We start from the raw sequence: 4,403 nt of genomic DNA on the forward strand, positions 1-4,403 counted from the left end.
ACGCTCGACGAGAACGGCAAAGGGATGCTCGCGAACGTGCCGCGCGGCGGCGGGCGTATCGAGTATTTCGAGGATGGTTATTCGATCAAAGACGACAAGCGCAGGTGGACGCACCCCGCAGGCGTCGCCCAGACGCCAACAGAAGGTGCGGACGTGGCGTTGCCGAGCCTGACCGGTCCCGCCATGGCTGCTGTGCAGAACGCTGCATCGGCATCCCTGCCCGCGCTCGCGGGATCGGCGGCATCGGTTGCACAGGCTGCGCTTACGGGCGGTGCGGGCGCAGCGCTCCACACGGCAGCGCAAACCGTTACGCAAGCCGCCATTGGCTCGATGGGTCAGCCACTCGGCCAGGTCACGCAACGCGCGGCCGGGACGCCACTGACGGGCATGGGACAGCAATCCACGCCGACGCTCGCCAAGTCCCTGACGTCGAAGTAACTCGCACTATTCACGCATAAGAACCAACAAGAAATGTCTACACCCGCAACACCGAGCCAGCCCGCGTCGCGACAGATCGCGCCGGCTATCAAACAGAATGCCGAAGAGCGGCGCGTCATTACTTACGAAATCACGCCCGCCAACCCGACGCCGAAAACCCAGCCGAAGCTCACGCAGGCCACCGTCGATTCGGTCAAGAACCACAGTCAGGAAATCTTCGTCCAGTGCCTTTACATGCTGCCTGTCGTGGGCAACGCCATGTCGTTGTCTGACGTGGGCATGGACATCTACCGCATTTGCAGCAAGCCGGGTGAGTCGAAGAGCTTCACCGCATGGGGCATTCTCGCCATCGACGCCATCGGCGTGATTCCAGCGGCAGGCAACGCGAGCCGTCCCGCCCGCGCGGTCGTCAGGGAGGTGCTGCTCGCGTTCGCCAAGGGCGCGGGGGCGGCCGTGCTGGTCGATCTGTTCTGGGCGACAGCGGGCGGCGACGCGATCGCCTTTATGGAACAACTCGACGAGAAGCTGCAGGGCTGGCTCTCTGAAATCGACGGCGGTATTGCAGATGTTTCGCGCACCGTGCGCAGCTTCGTGAAAGACCCTGTGTCGGCCGGCAAGCAAATGGGTCTCATCAAGGAGAACACAGGCTTTCTGTCGTGGTTGCCGACCGGTGAAGAAGTCACCCTGCATGGCATCGATGAATTGCTGAAGCTCTCGGGCCAGCGCGACACGATCCTGAAATGGCTCGATGCCTTCGACGCCAACCGCAGCGCGATGCTCAAGCAGGCATTCGGCGATGCGGCCACGGCCGGCACTCTGATCTTCATGGCCGCTCAGGTCGTAGCGGAAATCAAGCGGCGCAAGGCGCGCGGCATTCCCTCGCATACCGCGCACGCCGCGCCCGGCACGATGGAAAAGCCGCACACCAAGCCTGGCGAACATCGCGAGACCACGCAGAAAGGCGCAAAGCCCAGCGACCTGCCCGCGAAGGACGGCTGTGGGTGTCCGGCAACGGCGAGCAAGAAGCCGGTCAACTATGCGATGGGCGACGAGAACCTCGAACAGACCGACTTCGCGCTCGACGGCGTGACGCCGATCGTCTGGACGCGGCGCTATCGGTCGAGCCTTTGCGCTTACGATGCAAGTCCGCTCGGGGCGCGCTGGACGAGTCCCTATCACCTGTCGATCGACGAGCACGACAGCGGCGCGCTGACCTTCTTCGATCCGGACGCGCGCGCGGTGCCGCTGCCCGCCGTCCCGCTCGGCGATTCGATCGAGGTGCCGAGCGAGCAACTCACCATCAGCCGAATCGATGCGCGCACTCTGCAACTCGCCTATCCCGATGGCTCGCGCGAGGTCTACGAGCAAAGCCGCACCGTGAAGACTTCGCGCTACCGGCTCGTTGCCCGCACAGGCCGCGACGGTCTCGGGCTGACGTTGAGCTACAACGACAAGGACGAACTGACCGGCATCACCGACGGCGCGGAGAACACGATTCGTATCGAGAACGTGAACGGGCGTGTGGCGGCAATCTATCGGATCGGCTTGCACGGCAGCCGCGACGAGGCGATCGCGCAGTACACGTACAGTCCAGAAGGCGATCTGATCGAGCATCGCGACGTACTTCATCATGCGCGCACGTATGTCTATCAGCATCACCTCCTTACGCGCTACACGGACTTCAACGGCAACCCGGCCAATCTCGAATGGGACGCGTTGGGCCGAAGCGCGGCAACGTCCGCGCAATCGCGCTGCGTGCGGACGTGGATCGCCAAGGACACGATCCTCGACCGTGAAATGAACGTTCACGCGCTGGCCCCGAAAGAGGACACGCGCTTCGAATATCACCGCGAGCACTGGTACACCAAAGTCACGGACGGCGAAGGCAACGCCACGATCCATCGATACGACCAGCACAACCGCATCATTCTGGTCGAGCATCCGGACGGAACCAGCGATGCGTTCAACTGGAATGAGAACAATCAGCTCGTCAGCACGAAGAACGCGCTCGGTCAGGTGCAGCGCTTCGAATACGACGAGCAAGGACGTGTAACCGCCGTCACCGACGCCCTCTCGCAGACCACGCGTACCGAGTACAACGACGCGGGCTTGCCGGTGAAGGTGACGAGTCCGACCGGCGACGTGAGCACGACCGATTACGACGCGCTCGGCCGACCGGTTGCCGTCACCGACGCGGCGGGCCGAACGACCCAATATTCGTGGAACGCACGCGGACGGCTGATTTCGCTGACCGATCCGAAGGGCGGCGCGCGCCAGTTCGACTATGACAACGGCGGCCGTCTCATGAGGGCGACCGACTGCTCGGGCAACGCGACGCTGTATTCCTACGACGAGCGCGGGTATCTGTCGCGCGTGACCGATGCAGAAGGCAACGAAACGGTCTACCGGCGCGATGCGCGCGGCCAGATTCAGCGCATCACGCGCGCGGACGGCACGGAAGAAAAGTTCACATGGGACGGCAACGGCAACCTGCTGACGTACCGTGACGGCGCGGGCACGGAGACGCTATACGGGTACGGTCAGCTCAATGAGTTGCACTCGCGCCGCACGATTGTTGTTCCCGGAACCTTGGGCCAATGGATCGGCTACCGCTACGACAAACAGGGCCGGCTCGCCTCGCTGCGCAACGAGAACAACGAGTCGACGACCTTCCGTTATGACGCGCTCGGGCAGTTGATCGAACAGACCGGCTTCGATGGGCGCAGCATCAGCTACGAATGGGACGACGCCGGACGGCTCGCGGCCTCGACCGAAGCCGGGGTCGAGACGCGTTACGAGCGCGATCCGATGGGCCGATTGCTCGCGCGCAAGATCGGCAACGCCGCCATCGAGCAGTTCTATTACGACGCCCGCGGGCGGCTCGTCACCGCCAAGGGCGGCGGCGCGGTGACGCGTCTTCATTACGATGATGCGGACAACCTGATTGCGGAAGAGCAGCACGTTCATCCGTCTTTCCGGGGCAGCTATTCGACCGTCACGCGTCACGAATACGACGTGCTCGGCAATCGCACGAAGACCACCCTGCCGAATACGCGCACGGTCGACTGGCTGCGCTATGGTTCGGGCCACGTTCACGGCGTTCTCGTCGACGGCAAGCCGTTGGTGGACTTCGAGCGCGACAAGCTGCATCGGGAGGTGAAGCGCACGCATCGCAGCTTCACGCAGACGCGCGAGTATGACCGCGTGGGACGGCTCGCGCAGATGTCGGTGCGTCATGCGACGAGCGTCAATCTGCTCGATGTGCTTGCACGGCGCACGTATCAGTACAGCGCGGCGGGCCACCTGACGCGCATCGAGGACCACGCGCGCGGCGTGACCGACTATACCTATGACCCGCTCGGGCGCTTGCTCAAGTCGGTGACGCCCGATCTGACGGAAATCTTTGCGTTCGATCCGGCGGGCAATCCTGTCGATCCGGAGAAGGTTCCGCCGCGCCCGGTCGTGGAGACGGACGCAGAGCGCGCCGAGCGGCACACGCGGGAACGCGCCGAAGACGAAGCGTGGCTGCGCGCGAATCCGGGCAAGCCGGCGCGCTCACAGTGGGATCAACGCCGCTCCGACGATGAAAAGAAGCTGCATGCATGGGAACAGTCGTTGCCGAAGTGCATTGGCAATGTGCTGAAGGAGTTGAACCGCACTCATTACGCGTATGACGAGCGCGGCAACCTGAGCCGCAAGACCGAGCCTAATGGCGTGACGTGGGTCTATGCCTACGACCAGCAGAACCGGCTGACGGAGGCCAAGCGCCACGGGAAGCCGCCAGCGGCGAACGAGATCGATCGCCGGGAAAGGAACACGGATGGCTCTACTACCTGGATTTCTGGCACTGCCCCGTTCGATGTTGCCGCGAGCTATACCTACGACGCGTTCGGGCGGCGCGTGGCGAAGGAAGTCAGAGGCGCGACAGGCGCAACCGAGCTAACCGTCTTCACATGGGACGGCGA

The 4,403-nt window shown here is 63.7% G+C and carries 1 protein-coding gene and 1 pseudogene; both read left to right on the forward strand.

From position 1 onward, the window contains the following. Window positions 1-438, forward strand: a pseudogene (locus NCT05_RS36510) (hypothetical protein); the annotation flags it as partial. Between the two features lie 33 nt (window positions 439-471). Continuing rightward, window positions 472-4,403, forward strand: a 3,932-nt coding sequence (locus tag NCT05_RS36515; protein ID WP_250504780.1) for a DUF6531 domain-containing protein, incomplete at its 3' end; no start/stop codon positions are given.

Origin of the sequence: Caballeronia sp. AZ7_KS35 (genome assembly GCF_023631045.1) — a bacterium.
Classification (GTDB): Bacteria; Pseudomonadota; Gammaproteobacteria; order Burkholderiales; family Burkholderiaceae; genus Caballeronia; species Caballeronia zhejiangensis.